This window comes from Lutibacter sp. B1 (assembly GCF_012524075.1).
Classification (GTDB): domain Bacteria; phylum Bacteroidota; class Bacteroidia; order Flavobacteriales; family Flavobacteriaceae; genus Lutibacter.
The window spans coordinates 68,563-90,272 of sequence record NZ_JAAZUI010000001.1 but is presented as its reverse complement, the minus strand read 5'-3'; the positions used below and the strand labels follow the sequence as shown (position 1 = coordinate 90,272).

The following is a 21,710-nucleotide window of genomic DNA, read 5'->3' as shown; positions in this document are numbered from 1 at the left end:
ACGCTTTTAAAGAGAGGTATTCTACAAAAAAGCATGAATAAAAGAAACACGATTTTTTAAAGATATTTGTAATGAGTAAAAGAACATATCAGCCGTCAAAAAGAAAGAAAAGAAATAAACATGGGTTTAGAGAACGTATGGCTTCTGCAACTGGTAGAAAAGTTTTAGCTAGAAGAAGAGCTAAAGGTAGAAAGAGATTAAGTGTTTCTTCAGATCCAAGACCTAAGAAATAATGAATAAAATTATTTATATAGAAGGTGTTACTTTTTTAAGTAACACCTTTTTTTTATATCTTTTAATAAGTTCTGTAAATTAAATAGTAAATAAAAACGATTTTTTTTGATATTTACACCAAAAATTTTTATATACACAAATGCCTAAAAATACTAACATTAAATCTATTTTAATAATTGGTTCCGGCCCAATTATTATTGGTCAAGCATGCGAATTTGATTATTCAGGATCTCAAGCAATTAGATCTTTAAAAGAAGAAGGAATTGAAGTTACACTTATAAACTCAAATCCGGCTACAATTATGACAGATCCGTCATTAGCCGACAATGTTTATTTAAAACCTTTAACTACAAAATCAATTATTCAAATTTTAGAAATGCATCCAAATATTGATGCTGTTTTACCAACAATGGGCGGACAAACAGCGTTGAATTTATGTATTGAGGCACAAGATAAAGGCGTTTGGGATGATTATAATGTTAAGTTGATAGGTGTTGATATTGCCGCTATAAATATTACTGAAGATAGAGAGCAATTTAGACAATTAATGCTTGAAATTGGTGTAGGACAAGCACCTTCAACTACCGCAAATTCATTTTTAAAAGGAAAAGAAATTGCTCAAGTATATGGTTTTCCATTAGTAATACGTCCGTCATTTACTTTAGGAGGTTATGGAGCATCGATAGTTTATGATGAAAAAGATTTTAACGATTTATTACGTAGAGGTTTAGAAGCATCTCCTATACATGAAGTAATTATTGATAAAGCTTTAATAGGTTGGAAAGAATATGAGCTGGAATTATTAAGAGATAAAAATGATAATGTAGTTATTATTTGTACTATCGAAAATATGGATCCTATGGGAATTCATACAGGAGATTCTATTACAGTAGCTCCGGCAATGACTTTAAGTGATACAACTTTTCAGAAAATGCGTGACATGGCAATACACATGATGCGTTCAATAGGTGATTTTGCAGGAGGTTGTAACGTTCAATTTGCTGTTAGTCCGGATGATAAAGAGGATATTATTGCTATTGAAATTAACCCTCGTGTATCACGTTCATCAGCCTTAGCTTCAAAAGCTACAGGATATCCAATTGCAAAAATTGCAGCTAAACTCGCTATAGGATATCATTTAGATGAACTTGAAAATCAAATTACTAAAACCACTTCAGCTTTATTTGAACCAACATTAGATTATGTGATTGTAAAAATACCTCGTTGGAATTTTGATAAGTTCGAAGGTTCAAACCGTACGTTAGGATTACAAATGAAATCGGTAGGAGAAGTAATGGGAATTGGACGCTCGTTCCAAGAAGCACTTCATAAAGCTACACAATCATTAGAAATTAAACGTAATGGATTAGGAGCAGACGGTAAAGGAGAAAAGAACTACGATGTTATTATAGATAAATTAAAAAATCCTAGTTGGGATAGGGTATTTGTTATTTATGATGCTATTCAAATGGGAATCCCATTAAGTAGAATTCATGAAATTACAAGAATTGATATGTGGTTTTTAAAGCAATATGAAGAATTATTAGCTTTAGAAAAGGAAATCTCTACAAATAAACTTGAAACTTTATCGTATGAGTTGTTATTGGAAGCTAAGCAAAAAGGTTTTGCAGACAGGCAAATTGCTCATATGTTAGATTGTTGGGAAAGTGAAGTTTATACTAAAAGAAAAGAATTAGGAGTTAACAGAGTTTATAAATTGGTAGATACTTGTGCAGCAGAGTTTAATGCGGAAACTCCTTATTACTATTCTACTTTTGAAAATAAAATGAAAACTGCTGAAGGTTCCTTTGCAGATAATGAAAGTATAGTTACAGATAGAAAAAAAATAGTTGTGCTAGGTTCCGGTCCAAATAGAATTGGGCAAGGAATTGAATTTGATTATTGTTGTGTGCATGGTGTTTTGGCAGCTAAAGAAGCAGGATATGAAACTATTATGATCAACTGTAATCCTGAAACTGTTTCAACCGATTTTGATATTGCCGATAAATTATATTTTGAACCTGTTTTTTGGGAACATATTTACGATATCATTCAGCATGAAAAACCGGAAGGTGTTATTGTACAGTTAGGCGGACAAACAGCTCTGAAATTAGCAGAAAAATTAGATAAATACGGAATAAAAATAATAGGAACTAGCTTTAAAGCTTTAGATTTAGCCGAAGACAGAAAACGATTTTCAGAACTTTTGGTAGATCTAAAAATTCCTTTTCCAAAATACGGAACTGCCACAACAGCCGATGAGGCTTCTGCAATAGCGGATAGTTTAGATTTTCCAATTTTAGTACGTCCATCATACGTTTTAGGTGGACAGGGAATGAAAATTGTAATTAATAAGGAAGAATTAGAAAAGCACGTGGTAGATTTATTACGTAAAATACCAAATAATGTATTATTACTTGATCATTATTTAGATGGTGCTATTGAAGCTGAAGCTGATGCTATTTGTGATGGTGAAGATATATATATAATAGGTATCATGGAACATATTGAGCCTTGTGGGGTTCATTCAGGCGATTCTAATGCAACATTACCACCATTTAATTTAGGTGAGTTTGTAATGCAGCAAATAAAAGATCATACAAAAAAAATAGCTTTAGCTTTAAAAACAGTTGGGTTAATAAACATTCAGTTTGCTGTAAAAAATGATATTGTTTATATTATTGAAGCAAATCCAAGAGCATCTCGTACCGTGCCATTTATTGCAAAAGCGTATCAAGAACCTTACGTAAATTACGCTACTAAAATAATGTTAGGTGTAAATAAAGTGAAAGATTTTACATTTAACCCTAAATTAGATGGTTTTGCTATTAAACAACCTGTGTTTTCTTTCAATAAATTTCCAAATGTAGATAAAAAGTTAGGCCCTGAAATGAAATCTACCGGAGAGAGCATACTATTTATTGATAATTTAAAAGATGATCAATTTTACGAATTGTATTCTCGCAGAAAAATGTATTTAACAAAATAAAATACCTACATTATATTATTGTATTCGAAGCCGACTAAATTTAGTCGGCTTTTTTTATTTAATGATAAAATTTTACGGCTTATTACAGCAGCCTAAATTTTCTAAATTTATTTTATTTAAGTTATATACGAATTATTTGAAGACTTTTTAATCTTTTTATTTTGTGAATATTGTTACAAACTTTAAAAGTTATATATTTTTTATTTTTTTTAGAATCTTAAAATCAATAAGTTACGTTTTCTATTTTTATCAATTCTAAATAATTTTTTAGGGCTGATTTACTGACATATATCATTATAACTTTTACATTATTGCTATAATTTTACTGTAAATAATTTAATAATGAATAAGTTAATTTGCAAAATATTCCCATATATAATATTCGTTTTGCAAATAATAATGTGTAAATATAACGTAAAATGAAACAAGAAAATTCAAAATTAATTTGTGATGCTAACGAAGCAGTAGCTCGTGTGGCACATAAAACAAATGAAGTTTGTGCTATTTACCCAATAACTCCGGCATCACCTATGGGTGAACATGTTGATGTTTTTAGTGCAAAAGGTAAAAAAAATATTTGGGGAAATGTTCCTCGAATAATTGAAATGCAAAGTGAAGGTGGTGCAGCAGGTGCAGTACACGGTTCTTTGCAAGGAGGAGCACTTACTACTACATTTACAGCATCTCAAGGGTTGTTACTTATGATTCCTAACATGTATAAAATGGCAGGAGAATTATTACCAACAGTAATTCATGTAGCTGCAAGAACAGTAGCAACTCATGCATTATCAATTTTTGGTGATCATTCTGATGTTATGGCTACTAGAGCAACAGGCTTTTCAATGTTATTTGCGGGCTCAGTACAAGAAGCTCATGATTTTGCATTGATAACTCAAGTTGCAGCATTAAAAAGTAGAGTGCCATTTTTAAATATTTTTGATGGATTTAGAACTTCTCACGAAATTTCTAAAATAGATGCTATTCCTGATGAAGTTATTAAAGCCATGATGCCGGAAGAGGAAGTAATGAAGCATAGAAAAAATTCATTAGACCCTGATAACCCTGTAATTAGAGGTACATCTCAAAATCCGGATGTTTTCTTCCAAGCACGTGAAGCTGCAAATCCATTTTATGAAAAAGTACCTGAAATAGTTCAAAAAACTATGGACGAATTTTACAAGCAAACAGGTAGAAAATATAGTTTATTTGAATATATAGGTCATCCTGAAGCAGAAAAAGTAGTAATTATTATGGGTTCTGGTGAAGGAGCTGTAAAAGAGACTGTAGAAACCTTAGCTGAACAAGATGAAAAAGTAGGAGCATTATTTGTGCGTTTATACCGTCCGTTCTCAGTTTATGACTTTATTGAAAAATTACCTAAAACAGTTAAAAAAGTTGCTGTATTAGACAGAACTAAAGAACCTGGAAGTATTGGTGAACCATTATATTTAGATGTAGTTAACGCTTACGTTGAAATGGGTGAAAACATGCCAACAATTATTGGTGGACGTTATGGACTTTCATCTAAAGAGTTTACACCTGCAATGGTTAAAGGTATTTTTGATGAACTAGCTAAAAATTCACCTAAAAACCATTTTACAATAGGTATTAATGATGATGTTACTCATACAAGTTTATCATTTAATCCGGAATTCAAAACCAAAAAATCTACATTTAATTGTATGTTCTACGGTTTAGGATCAGATGGTACTGTGGGTGCAAATAAAAACTCAATTAAAATTATTGGTGAAACAACCGATAATTATGTACAAGGTTATTTTGTGTACGATTCTAAAAAGGCAGGAGCCCAAACAGTTTCACATTTACGTTTTGGACCAGATCCAATTGATTCTTCATATTTAATAAATAAGGCAAACTTTATAGCATGTCATCAATTTAACTTTATTTATAAATACGATGTTTTAGAACATATTAAAAAAGGAGGTACATTCTTATTAAACTCTCCTTTTTCTAAATATAAAGTTTGGACAGAATTGCCAAGTACACTTCAACAAAGAATTATTGATAATGATGTTGATTTTTATGTTGTTGATGCAACCAATGTAGCTCACGAAGCTAATTTAGGTAAACGTACAAATACTGTTTTACAAACTTGTTTCTTTGCAATTTCTGGTGTGCTTCCAAAAAATGAAGCAATCAAAAAAATTAAAGATGCCATTGTAAAATCATACTCTCATAAAGGAGATAAAGTTGTTGAAATGAACTTTAAGGCAGTTGATATGTCCTTGGAAAACCTTCAACAAGTTGAATATCCTCGTCATTTAACTAATAAAGATGGATTAAAATCAATGATGACAGAAGATGCCGATGATTTTGTAAAAGAAATTTTGGGTACTATTTTAGCAGGAAAAGGAGATACTTTACCGGTTAGTGCTTTTTCAATTGATGGAACATTCCCAACAGGAACAACCAAATATGAAAAACGTGGTATTGCCGATTTTGTTCCTGTTTGGGATGATGAAAATCTATGTACACAATGTAATAAATGTGTTAGTATTTGTCCACACGCAGCAATTAGAGCAAAAGTTGTTCCTAATGAAATGTTAGTTGATGCTCCGGCTAGTTTAAAATATGTTCCGGCTAAAGGTAGACCATTCGACAGTAATACAGAAAGTTATATACTTCAAGTTTCTCCTGAAGATTGTACAGGATGTGATTTATGTGTTGCCGTTTGTCCTGCTGAAAGCAAAGAGATTGAAAACTTTAAAGCAATTAATTTAACTGAAAAACGTAAAGTTGAAGAAGTTGAAGATGCAAACTGGAATTACTTTATTGAATTACCTGATTATGATAGAAAAGAACTTAAAACTTCTACCATTAAAGGATCACAATTCTTAGAGCCATTATTTGAGTTTTCAGGAGCTTGTTCAGGATGTGGTGAAACACCATACATCAAATTAATTACACAATTATATGGTGATAATATGATGGTGGCTAACGCTACTGGTTGTTCTTCAATTTATGGAGGTAACTTACCAACAACGCCTTATACAACTAATAAATTTGGACGTGGTCCGGCTTGGGCAAACTCATTATTTGAAGATAATGCCGAATTTGGTTTAGGTATGCGTTTAGCATTAACTAAAAAGCAAGAAATTGCTGTTGATTTATTAAAATCTTTAGAAAATAAAGTTGGAAGTGATTTAGTAAAATCAATAATTGAAAATCCTGAAGATACCGAAACTTTAAAAGAAGAAAAATTAAATCAAATTGCAGAACTTAACCGTATTTTAGATACTATTGATACTTATGAAGCTAAAAAACTAAGAAACCTTTCTGAGTACTTACGTAAAAAATCAGTTTGGATATTTGGTGGTGACGGATGGGCTTATGATATAGGTTTTGGTGGTTTAGATCACGTATTAGCATCAGGAGAAGATGTAAATGTTTTAGTAATGGATACTGAAGTATATTCAAATACCGGAGGTCAGGCGTCTAAAGCTACACCACTTGGAGCGAGTGCTAAATTCGCAATGAATGGTAAACCAATTGCTAAGAAAAGTTTAGCATTGCAAGCAGTATCTTACGGTAATGTTTATGTTGCTCAAATTGCAATTGGCGCAAAAGACAACCAAACATTAAAAGCTATTGAAGAAGCTGCAGCATATCCTGGACCATCATTAATTATAGCTTATTCACACTGTGGTGAACATGGTTACGATTTAAAAGATGGTGCTAAACACCAAGAAAAAGCGGTAGAAACAGGTTATTGGCCATTATTTAGATTCAATCCTTTAGAAGTTAAAGGAAAGAAATTCAGATTAGATTCTAAAGCACCTTCAGCACCGGTAAGCGACTTTATGTATAACGAGTCTCGTTTCAGTAGAGTTGTTAAAGACAATGCTGAATTGGCTAAAGAATTGTTAGATCAAGCTCAAGAACAAATTGATGTTCAGTGGGAAAAACTAGAGCTTTATAAAAATTTATAGATTAATTTAGAATAAAAGTGCCGGGTGTAAAATATATCTGGCACTTTTTTTAACTCTTTAAAAACTATTGATATGAAATCCAGATCAGAAGCTTTTTTTAAAGAAGCAGAAAAAAAATTAAAAATAGCAAAAGAAGAATTATTAAAACCTTCTGAAGACATAGTAAGTTATTCAGTTTGTAAGAATTCTCAATTTGCAATTGAAAATTATTTAAAAGGGTATTTAACCAAACATAATGTTAAACTTCAGCCAAACGAAACAATTGAAACATTATATAATAAATGTGTTGAAGTTGATAAAAATTTCAAAACAATAGAAATGAGTGCTATTGCATGTAAAAATCATACAATAGATTCACGTTATTGTTCTGAATTGAATACTGTTAGTGCATGTTTTGATACTGCTGATACAATAGATACTTATTTCAGAAAAAATAAAGTCTTATAAATTACTATTTTTCTTTTTCATTTGAGAAAGAAAAAACTTACTGTACCTTTGTGTAAAACAACTATTGTAATGAATTATATTTTATTTGATGGTACAGTTAGAAATGCACTATTGCCATTTACATATACTAAACCTGTTGCAGATTTGCGTATTGGTATTTTAACCATACGAGAAAAATGGGAGCAACATTTAGGTTTTACTACAACTACCCTTACTGAAGAATATTTAGAAGAAAAATATCCTATGGTTGAAATGGAGCAAAATGTAATGATAAATGCTTCGTTTTTACCTAATAAAAAGCTAATTGAAATAGTTAAAGAGCTCAATAAAAATCAAGCAATTTTTAAGAATGATGAAGTAATTGCTTTTTTTACTGATGAAACACAAGAAGAAGTTGATTTTGATAATTATGAACAAATTGAAGTTGATTTTGACGTGCTTCAAATTAAAAATACGTGGGATTTATTTTCTTTAAATCATATAGCTATAAAAGAAGATTTTGATTTAATTACCGAAGGAAGAAAATCACTTCCAATTCCAAAAGGAGTTCAATATTTAAATAAAGAAAACATTTTTATTGAAGAAGGAGCCGAAATTTTATTCTCAGTTCTTAATGCAAGTGAAGGTCCAATTTATATTGGTAAAAACTCCCAAATAATGGAAGGTAGTTTAATAAAAGGCCCTTTTAGTTTGGGGGAAAACTCTGTAATTAAAATGGGAGCCAAAATTTATACAGGAACTACAGTAGGTCCCTATTGTAAAGTTGGAGGTGAAGTTAATAACTCTGTTATTATGGGATACTCTAATAAAGGACATGATGGTTTTTTAGGTAATTCTGTTCTAGGTGAATGGTGTAATATTGGAGCAGATTCAAACAATTCAAACTTAAAAAATAATTATAGCGAAGTACGTTTGTGGAATTATGAAAAAGAAGGGTTTGATAAAACCGGATTGCAATTTTGTGGTTTAATGATGGGAGACCATTCTAAATGTGCCATAAATACTATGTTTAATACAGGGACGGTTGTAGGTGTTAGTTCAAATATTTATGGAAGCAATTTCCCAAGAAATTTTATTCCTTCTTTTAGTTGGGGAGGTGCAGCAGGATTTTCAACATACCAAATTAATAAAGCCAAAGAAACTGCCAACTTAGTATTTAAAAGAAGAGATTTAGAGTTTGATGAAAAGGAACAACGTATTTTAGAGCACGTTTTTAAAATAACTGAAAAATATAGAAATTTTTAAAAAAAAGCCTCGAAATTTTCGAGGCTTTTTTTGTTTAGTTTTTATCAATTATATCTCCGGAACCAACTGATTTTGCTTTTATAACAGAAGGATTTCCTTTATAATATACATCACCGGAACCTACATTAGAAGTATGAATTTCATCAGTTACATTCACTTTAACATCACCTGATCCTGCAATTTTAATAGTTGCAATTTTAGAAGTTAAATCATAGGCCATAATATCTCCGGAACCCGCTATACTACAATTAAAGTCATTAGTGTTTCCGGTAAAATTAGTATTACCCGAGCCGGCAACGTTAGACGATAATTTATTTGTGGAAACTTTTAATTCAATATCACCAGATCCTGCAATAGATGTTTCTAGTGTGTCAGCTTCAATAACATCATTGGAAATAATATCTCCGGAACCGGCCAAAGCAACTTCTTCCAAATTTTTAAACGGTACTGTAATTTGAACAGCTTTTCTGGTATTTATATTGTAGCCTTTTTCAAAGTATATTTTCAATTTATTATTTTCAACTTCAGTAACAATAAATTCCAATACATTTTCATCTCCTTTAATTGTTATAGTGTTTTCATTACTTTTAAATAATTCTACATGGAAGGAACCACCTACACTTATTTTGTCAAAATTTGAAATTTTTCGGGTTTCAGTTGTAATATTTCCATTACCATTAATTTTTTTATTAAAAAATTGGGCATTTATAGTAACAGTTATAGTTAAAAGAACGATTAAACTAATTAGTTTTTTCATGATGTTTAATTTTAATTATTTAGAAATGAAATGCTTCCGTAGCTTGAATCTACTTCGATTATTGAGTTTGAATTTGGTGAATTATGATATCCTTCATAGTATTTTGAAGTACTTTTAGTAATCTCTTTATTAAAAGTGAAGCCATCATCATATTTAAAACCTCCATAACTTAAAGAAGCTACAACATTAAAAGAAGTATTTTGGCTACTTTTAATTTTAACGTTTGTGTATGATGAGTTAATTTTTATTTTTTTAAAATTAGTATTAACCTCATTTATTTTTAATGAACCGTAATCTATATCAAAATCACCTGTACTATTAATATTTTCAATGGTTGTTGGCATATAATCACTTCTTCCGTAGATATTATCTGATTCTCCAACTTTTAAACTTCCATAATCACAATTATAATTAAGGTTTGAAACTTTTTCAATAGAGATGTTGGAATAATCGGCATTTAATTTTATTTTTTCAGATTTTTCAATACTTAATGAAGTATAATCAGCATTAATAGTTGCTTCTTTAACAAACTCTATAGTTGATTTATTTATATAATCAATATTAAAAGTATTATTAGAACTTAATAACTCACCAATAATTAAAGAACCATAATCGCAATTTATTTTAGAACTTCCTTCAAGTTTATCTATGCTAATTGCTCCATAATCGTTATTTAGGTGAACATTATTAGTAACCGGCATTTTAATAGTGTAATTAATCTCCATACTTACATTGTTTCTTTTTCCCCAAAAACTCCAAGAACTGTATTGTTTTTCAATAATAGTTTCGGCAGAAACGCTGTTTGAACCGGCGTCAAATTCCACATCAATTTGATCTAAGCGTTTTTTAACATAATCTTCATCGTTACCACTGGTTGTTATACTAACTTTAATAACAATTTTGTTCTCGCTCCAAGTAACAATATCAATATTTCCATACTTATTTATAACATTTAATGATGCGTTTTTGTTAACCTTAAACTCTTTAGTAATTACTTTGTTTTTGGTGTATTTTCCTTTGTTATTTGTTGCAGTAATTGTAAAAGGAATTAAAAATAAAATAAGTAATATTTTATACATAGGTTTCATTGTTTTGTTTTTTTAGTTGTTTAACATCTTCTATTTTATTTAATAAACCTTGTAAAACATCAATACGTTGTTGAAAATTTGAAATCATTGCGTAAATAACTCTTTTATCTTTATTACTTTCTTTAAGTTCTAAAGTAAGTTTTTGGTATTGTTTTTCCAGCTTATTTAATTGTAGAAGTGCGTCTTTAATTAATAGCTCAGTGTCATTATTTCTTTCTTTTTCAATAGTTTCAAGTTCTTTTTGAATAGTTGTTATAAAATAATTTTGTGTTTCTTTCATTTCTAATGAAACGTTTGCTAATTCCATTCCTTTATTAGAAAAAGAAGCACCTAACCAAATACCAAATAACAAAATAAAAGAGGCTGCAACTGCAACATAAGGCAATAGTTTAAAATTCTTTTTTTTAGAATTATTAGAGTTTGTTTTATTTAATTTAGCTTCAAATCTGTCAAAGTGCCCAATAGTTGGTTCTTCAATATCGAATTGATGTTCTAAATCTTTAAATAGTTTATCTATATTGTCCTTCATATTCTTGAGATAAAAGATGTCTTAATTTATTTTTTGCTCTGGATATTGTTGTTCTACTGTTTTCATAACTAATATCCATTATTTGAGCAATTTCTTCATAATCGTAACCTTCAATTAAATTTAGTGTTAAAGCTATTTTATAATTATTTTTTAATTGTGATAATTTTTTTAAAATATCGCCGGCTTTAAGCAAACTATAGTCATTCACATTATGCTCATCATTTTCATTCTCTTTCAGATTCACTTTTTCAAGAGGTACAGTATCAAAATTATTGTTCTTTTTTAATAAGGTAATACTATTGTTTATTACAATTCTTTTAAGCCAAGCACCAAATGTTACATTACCACTAAACGAATCCAATTTTGTAAAAGCTGCTAAAAATGATTCTTGCATAACATCTTCAGCATCAAAACTATTCTGTACAATTCTATAAGCTGTGTTAAACATAGCCTTATAATATTGTTTGTATAGAGCAAACTGGGCACCTTTATCCCCTTTTTTACAAAGCTCTAACAGTTGATTTTTATGTTGATTCTCTGCTTTCAAAAATCGATTTCTATTAAAAAGACACGTTTATTTTTTAACTGTTACAGTTTTAATTAAAATTACTAAAAAAAATATCAGCTATATAAACTTATTTGGCATAACAATTGAAATTTAATAATAGCAAGAGTGAATGAATTTGATGTAAGTTACTGATAAACAAAAAAATAAATTAATTTTGTTGTTTTCGATGATTAGTGAATAAGATTGATAAATGACAAAATGACCCAAAATAAATTATGAGCGAATCAAAATTTTTAAAACTAGACAATCTGTCATTACAGCACATTTTAGATGAGGATGCAGATTTAATACCTTTAATGACCCCGGAAGACGAAGAAGAAATAAATAAGGAAAATGTGCCTGAAGTTTTACCCATATTACCTTTACGTAATACAGTACTTTTTCCTGGTGTTGTAATTCCTATCACTGCCGGAAGAGATAAATCTATTCAATTAATAAAAGAAGCCAATAAAGGCAATAAAATTATTGGAGTTGTTGCTCAAAAAAATGAAGCAATTGAAGATCCAACAATAAATGATATATACAGAGTAGGAACAGTAGCTCGTATTTTAAGAGTGCTAAAAATGCCTGATGGAAATACAACTGTAATTATTCAAGGTAAAAAAAGGTTTGAGGTAGAAGACTTTGTAAAAGAAGAGCCTTATTTTCAAGCAACAACAAAAGCATGTAAAGAAGATCGTAAAGAAGAAAAAGAAGCGGAATTTGAAGCTATTGTAGATTCAATTAAGGAAATGGCCATTCGTCTTATTACTGAAAATCCAGCGATGCCAACCGAAGCCAGTTTTGCTATTAAAAATATTGAAAGTAAACCTTTTTTAATCAATTTTGTTTCTTCAAGTATGAACTTGAAAGTAGAGGAGAAACAAGAGTTATTACAAACTGATAACTTAAAAGAAAGAGCATTACTTACTTTAAAAAAGATGGATGTTGAGATGCAAAGGTTGGAATTACGCAATATTATCCAATCTAAAACCAGATCGGATATTGATCAGCAACAACGTGAATATTATTTGCATCAGCAGTTAAAAGCTATTCAAGAAGAATTAGGAGGCGCTTCTTATGATGAGGAATTGGATGAGATGCGTGAGCAGGCTAAAGCTAAAAAATGGAATAAAGAAGTTGCTGAAACATTTGAAAAAGAATTAGGACGTTTACAGCGTATGAATCCGCAAGTTGCTGAATATTCAGTTCAACGCAATTATTTAGATTTATTACTTGAATTGCCATGGAATGAATTTTCTGAAGATAAATTTGATTTAAAAAGAGCTCAAAAAATACTAGATAGAGATCATTTTGGTTTAGATAAAGTTAAAGAGCGTATAATTGAACATTTAGCTGTATTGAAACTGAAAGGAGATATGAAATCTCCAATAATTTGTTTATACGGACCTCCGGGAGTTGGTAAAACTTCATTAGGTAAATCAGTTGCAGAATCTTTAGGTAGAAAATATGTTAGAATGTCTTTAGGTGGTTTGCGTGATGAAGCTGAAATACGTGGACATAGAAAAACGTATATAGGAGCAATGCCCGGAAGAATTATAAAAGATATTAAAAAAGCAGGTACTTCAAATCCGGTTTTTGTATTAGATGAAATTGATAAGTTGGCTTCTTCCAGTCATAATGGAGATCCTTCATCAGCAATGTTAGAAGTATTAGACCCTGAGCAAAATACTGCTTTTTATGATAATTATTTGGAGTTGGATTATGACCTTTCCAAAGTATTATTTATTGCAACAGCGAATAATTTATCAACCATTCCTTGGGCTTTACGAGACAGAATGGAAATAATTGAGGTTACAGGTTATACTATTGAAGAAAAAGTTGAAATAGCGAAGCGTCATTTATTACCTAAACAATTAAAAGAACATGGTTTATCAACCAATAATTTAAAAATTGGTAAAAGAGAATTAGAAAAAATTGTTGAAGCCTATACTCGAGAGTCTGGTGTGAGAGGATTGGAAAAGCAAATTGCAAAAATGGTTCGTTATGCTGCAAAATCAATTGCAATGGATGAAGAGTATGAAGTGAAAATTACAGTTGAAACTATTGAAAAAGTTTTAGGACCATCGCATTTAGAGCGAGATAAGTACGAAACTAATGAAGTTGCGGGTGTTGTAACAGGTTTAGCATGGACAAGCGTTGGTGGTGATATATTATTTATTGAATCTATTATTTCAAAAGGAAAAGGACTTACTATTACCGGTAATTTAGGTCAGGTTATGAAAGAATCTGCTACAATTGCCATGGAATATATTAGAGCAAATGCAAGCGATTTTGGTATCAATGCTAAAATTTTGAACGAGTATAAAGTTCATATTCATGTACCTGAAGGTGCAACCCCAAAAGATGGGCCAAGTGCGGGTGTAACTATGTTAACTTCTTTAGTATCAGTATTTACACAGCGTAAAGTAAAATCTAAATTGGCTATGACAGGAGAAATAACACTTAGAGGAAAAGTGTTGCCGGTTGGTGGAATTAAAGAAAAAATATTGGCTGCAAAGCGTGCTAATATTAAAGAAATAATTTTGTGTGAAGAAAACAAAAAAGATATAGCTGAAATAAAAGAATCGTATTTAAAAGGATTGAAATTTCATTATGTTAATGATATGAAAGAGGTTATTGATTTGGCTTTAACTAAGCAAAAAGTTAAAAACGCAAAACGATTATAAAGTATTAAGTTTTAATAAGGTCAAACTGAATTGAATTTATCCTAAAAGTGTGCAAATTCAGTTCAGTTTGATTTTTTTATATATTTCTAACATCTAAAATTCTTCCGTTTTTTAATTCACCTGTAACATCTAAATGGTAAATTTTTTCAGCAACTTGTTTGGGTGTGTATAAATCTCCGTGTTCGTAAAAATCTATAAATCGTTGAACCGATTTAAAATTTTCTCTAGGAGCACTTCTGGCTTGGGCTTGCATATCGGTATCAACAATACCCGGATAAATTGAAACAATGCTTACACCGTATTCCAAATCCTTTTGTTCTTTTGAAATAACCTTGGTCATCATATCAATTCCCGCTTTAGATGAGCAATACATTACCCAACTTTCATAAGGATTGATTGCAGCACCAGAAGAAATATTGAAAATTTGTTTTTTGCAATTCCAATCTTTTGATAATTTAATAAATAAAGAGTTTAAAACAAGAGGGGCAATTAAATTAACTTGAATTGTATAATTAATTTCTGAAGGAGTTAAGTTCTCAATTGTATTTATTCTTCCTAAATCTCCTGCATTATTAATTAAAGTTAAATTAGTTGTGCTGTTTTTATCTAAATGAGAAAAGATTTCGGTTAATACACTTTCTATGGTTTCAGTTTTACTTAAATCGCATTGGTATTGTTCTAAAGAATAAAATTTTTCTATTTTACTTCTGGATATTGAAATTACTCTATATCCTTTTTTATGATATTTGGTAGCTAAACCAAATCCCAAACCTTTACTGCCACCTGTAATAATTAATATTTTTTCCATTATTTTATAAAACTAGTTTCGTATAAATCAACCCATTCTTTTACAGTTATTTTTTGTGCTAATTCGGCAATCAATTCAAAAGGAATTTCTTCCGGTTTTTTAAACCGAATACAACTTTTACCCATATCTAATTTTCGTTTACAATGTTTAGGGTATTCTTTAACAAACCAATTTAGCAAATCAGGATTGGCATAAATTCCCATATGATATAGGGCAATAAAATTTTTTTGCGAAGCAATACTCATAAAAGGTAAAGGTAAATTAGTGTCGCAATGATAGCCTTTTTGGTAAATGTTTTTTGGAACCACATAACCAATCATTCCATAACTCATTTGTTCTTCAAAACCTTCAGGAATATTGTTTAAAATAGTTTGGCGCAGTTTATTAAAGTGCGGTATTCTTTCAGTAGAAATATTCGAAATATATGCTTCCGGATTGTTGGCTTTAATTTGCATAGTACATTTTTAACTATGCTAATTTACTATTATTTATATAATTTCTTTGCATCATTCCAAAATACATCCATTTCTGTTAAAGACATATCGTGTAATGATTTACCAATTTTTTTGGCTTCTTTTTCCAAGTATTGAAATCGGTTGATAAATTTTTTATTGGTACGTTCTAATGCATTTTCCGGATTTACATCAATAAAACGAGCATAATTAACCATTGAAAACAACACATCTCCAAATTCTGACTCAATTTTATCGGTATTTCCTTTTTCAATTTCGGTATTTAGTTCGCTAAGTTCTTCTTGTACTTTTTCCCAAACTTGTTCCGGTTTTTCCCAATCAAAACCAACGCCCGATACTTTATCTTGTATTCTGTTAGCTTTAACCATAGCCGGTAATGATTTAGGAACGCCTTCTAAAACAGATTTTTTACCTTCTTTTAATTTTAGTTTTTCCCAGTTTTTACTAACATCATCAGCATTATTAACACTTACATCACCATAAATATGAGGATGGCGATGTATTAATTTTTCTGAAATGGAATTTGCAATTTCAGCAATATCAAAATCGTTGGTTTCGGAACCTATTTTTGCATAAAACACAATATGAAGAAGCAGGTCTCCTAATTCTTTTTTAATTTCTTGTAAATCGTTATTTAAAATAGCGTCACCTAATTCATAAGTTTCTTCAATGGTTAAATGACGTAACGATTGCAATGTTTGTTTTTGATCCCACGGACATTTTGAACGCAACTCATCCATAATGTCTAATAATCGACCAAAGGCTTGGAGTTGCTGTTCTCTTGTATTCATAGCTATTATGCTTCTTTATTTTCTTCCTCTTCTTCTTTAATTGAAGAAAAATCGAAATTTTTAGAGGCTAATAAATTATACCATTGCAATACTTTTTTTATGTTTGAAGTATAAACACGTTCTTCATCAAAATTTGGTAAAACTTCTCTAAAATATGAAGTTAAAACTTTACCGCTTTCTTTAGGATTAATTGCTTCTTTACCATTTTCTTTTTCGGCAATGCTTTTAAAAACAATTCGTAAAGGCACTTCTTCTTCATACGTATAAATGGCAATTTCGTTCAAAGCACTAATATTATGAGTTACTGTAACTGGAATTTTTTTACCATCAATTAACGATTCAACAATAATACCACCTTTTGCTTGTGCTTTAATTTGGTATAATCCCGGTTTGCCATTTACGGCTACTATATCTTTTAATTCCATAAATTATTTTCTTTTTAGTGAAGGAAATTTCATTCTGTAATCAGGATTTACTTTTCCTTTTGAAATATTTTCTAATTTCTTTTTAATCAATCGTTTTTTTAATGATGAAATTTTATCGGTAAATAAAATTCCTTCAATGTGATCGTATTCATGTTGAACAACTCTTGCTGCCAAGCCATCAATTACGTCAGTGTGTTTTTCAAAATTCTCGTCTAAATACTCAATGGTAATTTTTTCTTGTCTAAAAACATCTTCTCTTACATCGGGAATACTTAAACAGCCTTCGTTAAAAGGCCATTCTTCACCTTCTTCTTTTAAAATTTTTGCATTTATAAAAACTTTTTTAAATGCTCCTAAAAAGTTACGTTCTTCATTTTCTAACTCTTCATCTTCTGCAAAAGGTGTAGTGTCAACAATAAAAAGCCTGATAGCCTTACCAATTTGCGGAGCAGCTAAACCAACACCTTGAGCGTTAGCCATGGTTTCTTTCATGTTTTCAATAAGTTCAGACAAACCAGGATACTCTTTATCAATATCAACTCCAATTTTTCTTAAAACCGGATCTCCATAAGCTATTATAGGTAAAATCATATTTTGTATTTATGAGACTGCAAAAGTACAAAAGATTAAAGGAATAATAAAATAGATAATTATTTCTATTTATTATATAGATAGGATTGTAGTATTATGGTTGCACTAATTTCGTCTACTAAAGCTTTATTTTGACGATGTTTCTTTTTTAAACCACTATCAATCATACTTTGAGATGACATTTTTGATGTAAAACGCTCATCAACCCTAATAATTGGAATTTTAGGAAAAGTTGTACCTAATTTTTCAATAAATGGCTTTATAAACTGTTCACTTTCACTTGCCGAATTGTTTAACTGCTTTGGTTCTCCAACAACAAAAAGCTCAACATTCTCATTTTTAAGATAATCAGTTAAAAACGAAAATATTTTTTTGGTTTCAATGGTTGTAAGTCCGGATGCAATAATCTGTAACTCATCAGTTACTGCAATACCGGTTCTTTTTTCACCATAATCAAAAGCTATAATGCGTGCCAAAATATTAACATATAGTATTAAAGTTGTGCAAATTTAGTTATTTTCAATCAGATAATTTTTTAAACTTTATATTTGCATCAATTAGAATTTAAACAGCATGAAAGAATTAAGAGAAATTATTGAAAACGCTTGGGAAAACAAAGAATTATTAAAAGAAGAAACAATACAAAATGCTATTAGAAAAGTTGTAGGCTTGTTAGATAGTGGAAGTTTACGTGTTGCAGAACCAATTGATGGTGGCTGGCAAGTAAACGAATGGGTAAAAAAAGCAGTTGTTATGTATTTTCCAATTCAAAAAATGGAAACGTATGAAGTTGGAATTTTTGAATATCACGATAAAATACCTTTAAAAACAGGGTATAAAGAAAAAGGAATTAGAGTTGTGCCACATGCAGTTGCACGTTATGGTGCCTACATTTCTGGTGGTACTATTTTAATGCCAAGTTATGTAAATATTGGTGCTTATGTAGATGAAGGTACAATGGTAGATACATGGGCAACAGTTGGTAGCTGTGCTCAAATTGGTAAAAATGTACATTTAAGCGGCGGTGTTGGTATAGGTGGCGTTTTAGAACCTTTACAAGCAGCACCTGTAATTATTGAAGATAATGTTTTTGTAGGTTCTCGTTGTATTGTTGTTGAAGGAGTTAGAGTTGAAAAAGAAGCTGTTTTAGGCGCTAATGTGGTTTTAACGGCATCAACAAAAATTATTGATGTTACAGGAGATGAACCGGTTGAAATGAAAGGTAGAGTTCCTGCACGTTCGGTGGTTATTCCGGGAAGTTACACTAAAAAATTCAATGCGGGAGAGTACAATGTACCTTGTGCTTTAATTATTGGAGTACGTAAAGAAAGTACCAATAAAAAAACATCGTTAAACGATGCTTTGAGAGAATATGATGTTGCTGTTTAGTAAATGTTATTAGATATAAAAAAAGGTTTCCTCAACGTAGGAAACCTTTTTTGTTTAAGGCTGTATAATACTATAAATTAAAAAAACAGTAAATTTGCTGTCCAATTATTTTTAATGAAGTTTTTATTATACATATCATATTCTTATGGTTTTCCAATTGTAAGACCTTTACAAGCCGAAATTTTGAAAAGAGGTTTTGAAGCTAAATGGTTTGTTGAACTCGAAGAGAGTAAAAAGAAGTTGCTACCTGATGAAATTCTTTTAAATACCGTTGAAGATGTTTTAGAATACAAGCCTGATGCTGTTTTGGTTGCATCAAATGAAGTTCCTCATTTTTTTCCGGGAATTAAAGTGCAATTATTTCATGGCTTTAGCGTGAATAAAAGAAGTAAAGATAAAGGTCATTTCAGGATAAGAGGTTTGTTTGATTTGTACTGTACTCAAGGTCCGTCAACAACAAAAAGATTTAAAAAATTAGCTAAAGAACACGGACATTTTAAAGTAGTTGAAACGGGTTGGTCTAAAGTTGATGTTTTATTTCCTTCAGAAAAAAAGAAAGGAAATAAACCTGTTATTTTTTTAGCTTCAACTTTTACAGAACGGTTAAGTTTAGCATATAATGAAGAAGTTTATAAAAAAATAGTTGAATTAATTGAAGGTGAAAATTGGGAGTGGATTATAAATTTACATCCAAAAATGGATAGTGTTATTGTTGAGAAATTTCAAAAACTGGGCAGTTATAATAACGTAACTTATATTCCTTATTTAGATACTTTAGAGCCTTTAAAATATGCTGATGTAATGTTTACTGATACCTCATCCATAATCACAGAATTTGCAATTCAAAATAAACCGGTAATTACTTTTAGAAATAATAAACCTAAACGAAGTTTTGTAAATATTACTGAAGTTGATACTATAAAACTAAGTATTGAGCACGCTTTAAACCGACCAAAAAAATTAATGAAAAGAATTAAATCTTTTGCTTTAAAACAACATCCATACGTTGATGGTAAATCCAGTAAAAGAGTAGTAGATGCTGTGCTTCATTTTTTAAAGGAGAATGAAAGTGAAAAATTAAAGAAAAAGCCACTTAATCTTTTTAGAAAATTACAATTAAGAAAACGATTTGGATATTTCAGATTTTAAGTATAACTGCCATGCTTAATTAAGCCAAAAGGTGAATTTACAATCTTATTTTTCCGTGTATACTTTCTAATTTCTTTATTTTTTTTCCAACTTTCTTTATTAGCATAACCTCTTGGATGATCTAAATGAATTACTATAGCGCTATACCGTAGTTGCTTTGATTTTATTCCAAAATTAAAAAGACGTTCACCAAGTTCTCTATCTTGTCCGCCATATTGCATACGTTCGTCAAATCCATTCACAGCTATAATATCTTTTTTCCATCCGGATGCATTATGTCCATTCCAAGTGGCTTTTGTTGGTGTAGTTTTGTTTAAAATTTCTGATTCTATTTTTTTGGAACTTAATTTATTGTTTTTAAAAGACTTTTTTAATCCGTTCTTTTTTAACCATTTGATATCAAAACAATTCTTTGAGAAAATATCTTTTTTACTTATTTGTTCTGAAAGCTGTTTTGATAATTTAAAATAGCCTCCAGATAAAAAATAACCTTCTTTCTTTTTAGAATCATGGACTTCAACAAAATTACTTTTCGGAATGCAATCTCCATCAGACATAATTATATATGAAGCTTTACATTGTAGAATTGCTTTATTTAATATTTGTGATTTTTGAAAACCATTATCTTCTTGCCAAACATGTGTAATAGGGTAATTAGCTTCGGTTCTAAAAGAATCAATTAAATCCTTAGTGCAGTTTTTTGATCCATCATCAGCAATAACTAATTCAAAATTGTTATGTGTTTGGTTATTATAACCCCATAAAACTTTTTCGAGCCAAACAGGCGAGTTGTATGTACTTATTATAACTGAAATATGCATACGATTTTTATAAAAAATTAGTGATTAAATTTAAATATCTTTGTGGCAAAGTTTTTTAGTAAAAATTGAAGAAATATTTATGTAAAGGTTAATAAATAGTTTATTTTATACGTATATATTAATTATTTGTAAAATTTAGAAGAGTGCAACAAGAGATTAGTAACAGTTTAGAAATTCTTAAAAACGGGAAGGTTTTTTTATATCCAACAGACACTGTTTGGGGTATAGGGTGCGATGCTACCGATGTAAGTGCTGTTAACAAAGTATTTGAAATTAAAAAAAGACCTGAAAGTAAGAGTTTAATTATTTTAGTTGATAGTTTAAAAATGTTGCAAAAATACGTTTTAAAAATACCAAGTAGTGTATTAGATATTTTAGAAAACACTAAAACACCAACCACTATAATTTATAAAAATCCGATACAATTGGCATCAAATGTTATTGCAAGTGATAATACAGTTGCTATCAGAATTGTACAAAATGAGTTTTGTAAACAATTGATTAACCAATTTAAAAAACCAATAGTTTCTACCTCAGCAAATATTAGCGGAAGTCCAACTCCAAAAAGTTTTAAAGAAATAGAGCAACCTATTTTGGATAGCGTAGACTATATTGTAAATTTACAGCGCGAAGCGATAAATGATAAATCTTCAACAATTTTAAAAGTTGAAGAAAATGGTGAAATTCTTGTACTTCGCAAGTAATAAATTTTAAAACATATAATAAGAGTTATTAAAATAGGAGGTTTCGTTAACCTGAACTTGTTTCAAGTTCGCATCATAATTTA

The 21,710-nt window shown here is 29.9% G+C and carries 20 protein-coding genes; 9 read left to right on the top strand and 11 right to left on the bottom strand.

All coding sequences use genetic code 11. The features are described 5' to 3' along the window. The first annotated feature begins 71 nt into the window (after positions 1 to 71). The 5 genes from rpmH to HGB55_RS00340 all read left to right on the top strand — a co-directional run bounded on the left by rpmH (position 72) and on the right by HGB55_RS00340 (position 8,865). Positions 72 to 233 (top strand): 50S ribosomal protein L34, encoded by a 162-nt coding sequence (rpmH, locus tag HGB55_RS00360; protein ID WP_168813523.1) that lies wholly within the window; start codon positions 72 to 74, stop codon positions 231 to 233. A 140-nt stretch (positions 234 to 373) separates the two neighbouring features. Next, positions 374 to 3,223 carry a carbamoyl-phosphate synthase large subunit gene (carB, locus tag HGB55_RS00355; protein WP_168813521.1) on the top strand — a complete coding sequence of 950 codons (2,850 nt, stop codon included), beginning with the start codon at positions 374 to 376 and terminating at the stop codon, positions 3,221 to 3,223. A gap of 419 nt (positions 3,224 to 3,642) precedes the next feature. Further along, positions 3,643 to 7,173 carry a pyruvate:ferredoxin (flavodoxin) oxidoreductase gene (gene nifJ, locus HGB55_RS00350; protein ID WP_168813519.1) on the top strand — a complete coding sequence of 1,177 codons (3,531 nt, stop codon included), beginning with the start codon at positions 3,643 to 3,645 and terminating at the stop codon, positions 7,171 to 7,173. Positions 7,174 to 7,245: 72 nt separating this feature from the next. Further along, positions 7,246 to 7,620 carry a HEPN domain-containing protein gene (locus HGB55_RS00345; protein ID WP_168813517.1) on the top strand — a complete coding sequence of 125 codons (375 nt, stop codon included), beginning with the start codon at positions 7,246 to 7,248 and terminating at the stop codon, positions 7,618 to 7,620. A 69-nt stretch (positions 7,621 to 7,689) separates the two neighbouring features. Then, complete coding sequence (locus HGB55_RS00340; protein WP_168813515.1) at positions 7,690 to 8,865, top strand: GlmU family protein; 1,176 nt, start codon at positions 7,690 to 7,692, stop codon at positions 8,863 to 8,865. A 34-nt stretch (positions 8,866 to 8,899) separates the two neighbouring features. On the opposite strand, the gene HGB55_RS00335 is transcribed toward HGB55_RS00340, so the two are convergent. Genes HGB55_RS00335 through HGB55_RS00320 form a run of 4 tightly spaced genes read right to left on the bottom strand, consistent with a single transcriptional unit; the run spans position 8,900 to position 11,786 of the window. After that, positions 8,900 to 9,622 carry a head GIN domain-containing protein gene (locus HGB55_RS00335; protein ID WP_168813513.1) on the bottom strand — a complete coding sequence of 241 codons (723 nt, stop codon included), beginning with the start codon at positions 9,620 to 9,622 and terminating at the stop codon, positions 8,900 to 8,902. Between the two features lie 11 nt (positions 9,623 to 9,633). After that, a complete protein-coding gene (locus HGB55_RS00330; protein ID WP_168813511.1) occupies positions 9,634 to 10,701 on the bottom strand; it encodes a hypothetical protein in 1,068 nt (355 codons plus the stop codon). Continuing rightward, on the bottom strand, positions 10,694 to 11,239 hold the full coding sequence (locus HGB55_RS00325; protein ID WP_168813509.1) for a hypothetical protein: 546 nt from the start codon (positions 11,237 to 11,239) through the stop codon (positions 10,694 to 10,696). Before HGB55_RS00325 ends, HGB55_RS00330 begins: the two co-directional genes overlap by 8 nt. Next, positions 11,220 to 11,786: an RNA polymerase sigma factor gene (locus HGB55_RS00320; protein ID WP_168813507.1), complete on the bottom strand. Its 567-nt coding sequence runs from the start codon at positions 11,784 to 11,786 to the stop codon at positions 11,220 to 11,222. The genes HGB55_RS00325 and HGB55_RS00320 overlap by 20 nt, the downstream gene beginning before the upstream one ends. Positions 11,787 to 12,022: 236 nt before the next feature. Between HGB55_RS00320 and lon the strand changes: the two genes are divergently transcribed. Further along, positions 12,023 to 14,476, top strand: coding sequence for an endopeptidase La (lon, locus tag HGB55_RS00315; protein ID WP_168813505.1), 2,454 nt, complete (start codon positions 12,023 to 12,025; stop codon positions 14,474 to 14,476). A gap of 76 nt (positions 14,477 to 14,552) precedes the next feature. On the opposite strand, the gene HGB55_RS00310 is transcribed toward lon, so the two are convergent. The 6 genes from HGB55_RS00310 to ruvX all read right to left on the bottom strand — a co-directional run bounded on the left by HGB55_RS00310 (position 14,553) and on the right by ruvX (position 18,040). Continuing rightward, the gene (locus HGB55_RS00310) at positions 14,553 to 15,284 is read right to left on the bottom strand and encodes an SDR family NAD(P)-dependent oxidoreductase (RefSeq protein WP_168813503.1); all 732 of its coding nucleotides are present in this window, start codon (positions 15,282 to 15,284) and stop codon (positions 14,553 to 14,555) included. Next, on the bottom strand, positions 15,284 to 15,739 hold the full coding sequence (locus tag HGB55_RS00305; RefSeq protein WP_168813501.1) for a DUF1801 domain-containing protein: 456 nt from the start codon (positions 15,737 to 15,739) through the stop codon (positions 15,284 to 15,286). Before HGB55_RS00305 ends, HGB55_RS00310 begins: the two co-directional genes overlap by 1 nt. Positions 15,740 to 15,768: 29 nt before the next feature. Further along, on the bottom strand, positions 15,769 to 16,548 hold the full coding sequence (mazG, locus tag HGB55_RS00300; protein WP_168813499.1) for a nucleoside triphosphate pyrophosphohydrolase: 780 nt from the start codon (positions 16,546 to 16,548) through the stop codon (positions 15,769 to 15,771). A gap of 5 nt (positions 16,549 to 16,553) precedes the next feature. After that, entirely contained in the window at positions 16,554 to 16,973 is a 420-nt protein-coding gene (locus tag HGB55_RS00295; RefSeq protein WP_168813497.1) for a DUF5606 domain-containing protein, read from the bottom strand. A gap of 3 nt (positions 16,974 to 16,976) precedes the next feature. After that, on the bottom strand, positions 16,977 to 17,564 hold the full coding sequence (def, locus tag HGB55_RS00290; protein ID WP_168813495.1) for a peptide deformylase: 588 nt from the start codon (positions 17,562 to 17,564) through the stop codon (positions 16,977 to 16,979). Between the two features lie 65 nt (positions 17,565 to 17,629). Beyond that, the gene (gene ruvX, locus HGB55_RS00285; RefSeq protein ID WP_168813493.1) at positions 17,630 to 18,040 is read right to left on the bottom strand and encodes a Holliday junction resolvase RuvX; all 411 of its coding nucleotides are present in this window, start codon (positions 18,038 to 18,040) and stop codon (positions 17,630 to 17,632) included. 97 nt (positions 18,041 to 18,137) lie between these two features. Between ruvX and HGB55_RS00280 the strand changes: the two genes are divergently transcribed. Continuing rightward, positions 18,138 to 18,953 carry a 2,3,4,5-tetrahydropyridine-2,6-dicarboxylate N-succinyltransferase gene (locus tag HGB55_RS00280; protein ID WP_168813491.1) on the top strand — a complete coding sequence of 272 codons (816 nt, stop codon included), beginning with the start codon at positions 18,138 to 18,140 and terminating at the stop codon, positions 18,951 to 18,953. Positions 18,954 to 19,067: 114 nt separating this feature from the next. Next, on the top strand, positions 19,068 to 20,102 hold the full coding sequence (locus HGB55_RS00275; RefSeq protein ID WP_168813489.1) for a UDP-N-acetylglucosamine 2-epimerase: 1,035 nt from the start codon (positions 19,068 to 19,070) through the stop codon (positions 20,100 to 20,102). On the opposite strand, the gene HGB55_RS00270 is transcribed toward HGB55_RS00275, so the two are convergent. After that, complete coding sequence (locus tag HGB55_RS00270; protein WP_168813487.1) at positions 20,099 to 20,923, bottom strand: glycosyltransferase family 2 protein; 825 nt, start codon at positions 20,921 to 20,923, stop codon at positions 20,099 to 20,101. The two genes, HGB55_RS00275 and HGB55_RS00270, sit on opposite strands and share 4 nt — an antisense overlap. Positions 20,924 to 21,066: 143 nt before the next feature. Between HGB55_RS00270 and HGB55_RS00265 the strand changes: the two genes are divergently transcribed. Next, entirely contained in the window at positions 21,067 to 21,627 is a 561-nt protein-coding gene (locus tag HGB55_RS00265; RefSeq protein WP_168813485.1) for an L-threonylcarbamoyladenylate synthase, read from the top strand. Positions 21,628 to 21,710: the final 83 nt, after the last annotated feature.

Bases quoted from the DNA above. Each gene is read 5' to 3' on its own strand.
- rpmH (WP_168813523.1), top strand. From the start codon at position 72: ATGAGTAAAAGAACATATCAGCCGTCAAAAAGAAAGAAAAGAAATAAA.
- carB (WP_168813521.1), top strand. From the start codon at position 374: ATGCCTAAAAATACTAACATTAAATCTATTTTAATAATTGGTTCCGGC.
- nifJ (WP_168813519.1), top strand. From the start codon at position 3,643: ATGAAACAAGAAAATTCAAAATTAATTTGTGATGCTAACGAAGCAGTA.
- HGB55_RS00345 (WP_168813517.1), top strand. From the start codon at position 7,246: ATGAAATCCAGATCAGAAGCTTTTTTTAAAGAAGCAGAAAAAAAATTA.
- HGB55_RS00340 (WP_168813515.1), top strand. From the start codon at position 7,690: ATGAATTATATTTTATTTGATGGTACAGTTAGAAATGCACTATTGCCA.
- HGB55_RS00335 (WP_168813513.1), bottom strand. From the start codon at position 9,622: ATGAAAAAACTAATTAGTTTAATCGTTCTTTTAACTATAACTGTTACT.
- HGB55_RS00330 (WP_168813511.1), bottom strand. From the start codon at position 10,701: ATGTATAAAATATTACTTATTTTATTTTTAATTCCTTTTACAATTACT.
- HGB55_RS00325 (WP_168813509.1), bottom strand. From the start codon at position 11,239: ATGAAGGACAATATAGATAAACTATTTAAAGATTTAGAACATCAATTC.
- lon (WP_168813505.1), top strand. From the start codon at position 12,023: ATGAGCGAATCAAAATTTTTAAAACTAGACAATCTGTCATTACAGCAC.
- HGB55_RS00310 (WP_168813503.1), bottom strand. From the start codon at position 15,284: ATGGAAAAAATATTAATTATTACAGGTGGCAGTAAAGGTTTGGGATTT.
- HGB55_RS00305 (WP_168813501.1), bottom strand. From the start codon at position 15,739: ATGCAAATTAAAGCCAACAATCCGGAAGCATATATTTCGAATATTTCT.
- mazG (WP_168813499.1), bottom strand. From the start codon at position 16,548: ATGAATACAAGAGAACAGCAACTCCAAGCCTTTGGTCGATTATTAGAC.
- HGB55_RS00295 (WP_168813497.1), bottom strand. From the start codon at position 16,973: ATGGAATTAAAAGATATAGTAGCCGTAAATGGCAAACCGGGATTATAC.
- def (WP_168813495.1), bottom strand. From the start codon at position 17,564: ATGATTTTACCTATAATAGCTTATGGAGATCCGGTTTTAAGAAAAATT.
- HGB55_RS00280 (WP_168813491.1), top strand. From the start codon at position 18,138: ATGAAAGAATTAAGAGAAATTATTGAAAACGCTTGGGAAAACAAAGAA.
- HGB55_RS00275 (WP_168813489.1), top strand. From the start codon at position 19,068: ATGAAGTTTTTATTATACATATCATATTCTTATGGTTTTCCAATTGTA.
- HGB55_RS00270 (WP_168813487.1), bottom strand. From the start codon at position 20,923: ATGCATATTTCAGTTATAATAAGTACATACAACTCGCCTGTTTGGCTC.